Origin of the sequence: Streptomyces sp. NPDC058291 (assembly GCF_042880855.1) — a bacterium.
GTDB lineage: Bacteria > Actinomycetota > Actinomycetes > Streptomycetales > Streptomycetaceae > Streptomyces.
The window spans coordinates 1-3,230 of sequence record NZ_JBHVYK010000164.1; the positions used below are offsets into that span (position 1 = coordinate 1).

1 rRNA gene is annotated in these 3,230 nt (G+C 57.1%); it reads right to left on the reverse strand.

Annotated features, from left to right (window positions below):
* Positions 1-3 precede the first annotated feature (3 nt).
* Positions 4-3,126: ribosomal RNA gene (locus ACFVYK_RS37695) — 23S ribosomal RNA — on the reverse strand.
* Between the last annotated feature and the right edge of the window lie 104 nt (positions 3,127-3,230).

Here is a 3,230-nt window from a genome sequence, read left to right on the forward strand (position 1 = left end):
ACTGAGGACAAGCCCTCGGCCTATTAGTACCAGTCAGCTTCACCCATTACTGGGCTTCCACATCCGGCCTATCAACCCAGTCGTCTACTGGGAGCCTTAACCCCTCAAGGGGGTGGGAATACTCATCTCGAAGCAGGCTTCCCGCTTAGATGCTTTCAGCGGTTATCCCTCCCGAACGTAGCCAACCAGCCATGCCCTTGGCAGAACAACTGGCACACCAGAGGTTCGTCCGTCCCGGTCCTCTCGTACTAGGGACAGCCCTTCTCAATATTCCTGCGCGCGCAGCGGATAGGGACCGAACTGTCTCACGACGTTCTAAACCCAGCTCGCGTACCGCTTTAATGGGCGAACAGCCCAACCCTTGGGACCGACTCCAGCCCCAGGATGCGACGAGCCGACATCGAGGTGCCAAACCATCCCGTCGATATGGACTCTTGGGGAAGATCAGCCTGTTATCCCCGGGGTACCTTTTATCCGTTGAGCGACGGCGCTTCCACAAGCCACCGCCGGATCACTAGTCCCGACTTTCGTCCCTGCTCGACCCGTCGGTCTCACAGTCAAGCTCCCTTGTGCACTTACACTCAACACCTGATTACCAACCAGGCTGAGGGAACCTTTGGGCGCCTCCGTTACTCTTTAGGAGGCAACCGCCCCAGTTAAACTACCCATCAGACACTGTCCCTGATCCGGATCACGGACCCAGGTTAGACATCCAGCACGACCAGAGTGGTATTTCAACGGCGACTCCACAACCACTGGCGTGGCCGCTTCACAGTCTCCCACCTATCCTACACAAGCCGAACCGAACACCAATATCAAACTGTAGTAAAGGTCCCGGGGTCTTTCCGTCCTGCTGCGCGAAACGAGCATCTTTACTCGTAGTGCAATTTCACCGGGCCTATGGTTGAGACAGTCGAGAAGTCGTTACGCCATTCGTGCAGGTCGGAACTTACCCGACAAGGAATTTCGCTACCTTAGGATGGTTATAGTTACCACCGCCGTTTACTGGCGCTTAAGTTCTCAGCTTCGCCACACCGAAATGTGACTAACCGGTCCCCTTAACGTTCCAGCACCGGGCAGGCGTCAGTCCGTATACATCGCCTTACGGCTTCGCACGGACCTGTGTTTTTAGTAAACAGTCGCTTCTCGCTGGTCTCTGCGGCCACCCCCAGCTCGAGGAGCAAGTCCTCTCACCAAGCGTGGCCCCCCTTCTCCCGAAGTTACGGGGGCATTTTGCCGAGTTCCTTAACCATAGTTCACCCGAACGCCTCGGTATTCTCTACCTGACCACCTGAGTCGGTTTAGGGTACGGGCCGCCATGAAACTCGCTAGAGGCTTTTCTCGACAGCATAGGATCATCCACTTCGCCACAATCGGCTCGGCATCAGGTCTCAGACTATGTGAACGGCGGATTTGCCTACCGTTCGTCCTACACCCTTACCCCGGGACAACCACCGCCCGGGATGGACTACCTTCCTGCGTCACCCCATCACTCACCTACTGCAAGTCTGGTCCGTCGGCTCCACCACTCCCCTTTGCCCGAAGGCTCCGGGACGGCTTCACGGACTTAGCATCGCCTGGTTCGATGTTTGACGCTTCACAGCGGGTACCGGAATATCAACCGGTTATCCATCGACTACGCCTGTCGGCCTCGCCTTAGGTCCCGACTTACCCTGGGCAGATCAGCTTGACCCAGGAACCCTTAGTCAATCGGCGCACACGTTTCTCACGTGTGTATCGCTACTCATGCCTGCATTCTCACTCGTGAACCGTCCACAACTACCTTCCGGTGCTGCTTCACCCGGCACACGACGCTCCCCTACCCATCCACACAGGCGTTGGCCCTATTGTGTGAATGACACGACTTCGGCGGTACGCTTGAGCCCCGCTACATTGTCGGCGCGGAATCACTAGACCAGTGAGCTATTACGCACTCTTTCAAGGGTGGCTGCTTCTAAGCCAACCTCCTGGTTGTCTGTGCGACTCCACATCCTTTCCCACTTAGCGTACGCTTAGGGGCCTTAGTCGATGCTCTGGGCTGTTTCCCTCTCGACCATGGAGCTTATCCCCCACAGTCTCACTGCCGCGCTCTCACTTACCGGCATTCGGAGTTTGGCTAAGGTCAGTAACCCGGTAGGGCCCATCGCCTATCCAGTGCTCTACCTCCGGCAAGAAACACACGACGCTGCACCTAAATGCATTTCGGGGAGAACCAGCTATCACGGAGTTTGATTGGCCTTTCACCCCTAACCACAGGTCATCCCCCAGGTTTTCAACCCTGGTGGGTTCGGTCCTCCACGAAGTCTTACCTCCGCTTCAACCTGCCCATGGCTAGATCACTCCGCTTCGGGTCTTGAGCGTGCTACTGAAACGCCCTGTTCGGACTCGCTTTCGCTACGGCTTCCCCACTCGGGTTAACCTCGCAACACACCGCAAACTCGCAGGCTCATTCTTCAAAAGGCACGCAGTCACGAGACACCAAGCAAGCTTGATGTCCGACGCTCCCACGGCTTGTAGGCACACGGTTTCAGGTACTATTTCACTCCGCTCCCGCGGTACTTTTCACCATTCCCTCACGGTACTATCCGCTATCGGTCACCAGGGAATATTTAGGCTTAGCGGGTGGTCCCGCCAGATTCACACGGGATTTCTCGGGCCCCGTGCTACTTGGGTGTCTCTCAAACGAGCCGTTGACGTTTCGACTACGGGGGTCTTACCCTCTACGCCGGACCTTTCGCATGTCCTTCGCCTACATCAACGGTTTCTGACTCGTCTCACGGCCGGCAGACCGTAAAAGAGAGATCCCACAACCCCGTATGCGCAACCCCTGCCGGGTCTCACACGCATACGGTTTGGCCTCATCCGGTTTCGCTCGCCACTACTCCCGGAATCACGGTTGTTTTCTCTTCCTGCGGGTACTGAGATGTTTCACTTCCCCGCGTTCCCTCCACACTGCCTATGTGTTCAGCAGCGGGTGACAGCCCATGACGACTGCCGGGTTTCCCCATTCGGAAACCCCCGGATCAAAGCCTGGTTGACGACTCCCCGGGGACTATCGTGGCCTCCCACGTCCTTCATCGGTTCCTGGTGCCAAGGCATCCACCGTGCGCCCTTAAAAACTTGGCCACAGATGCTCGCGTCCACTGTGCAGTTCTCAAACAACGACCAGCCACCCATCACCCCCAACCTGAGCTGGAGTTCACTGGGGCCGGCATCAGAAGGACGAGCAC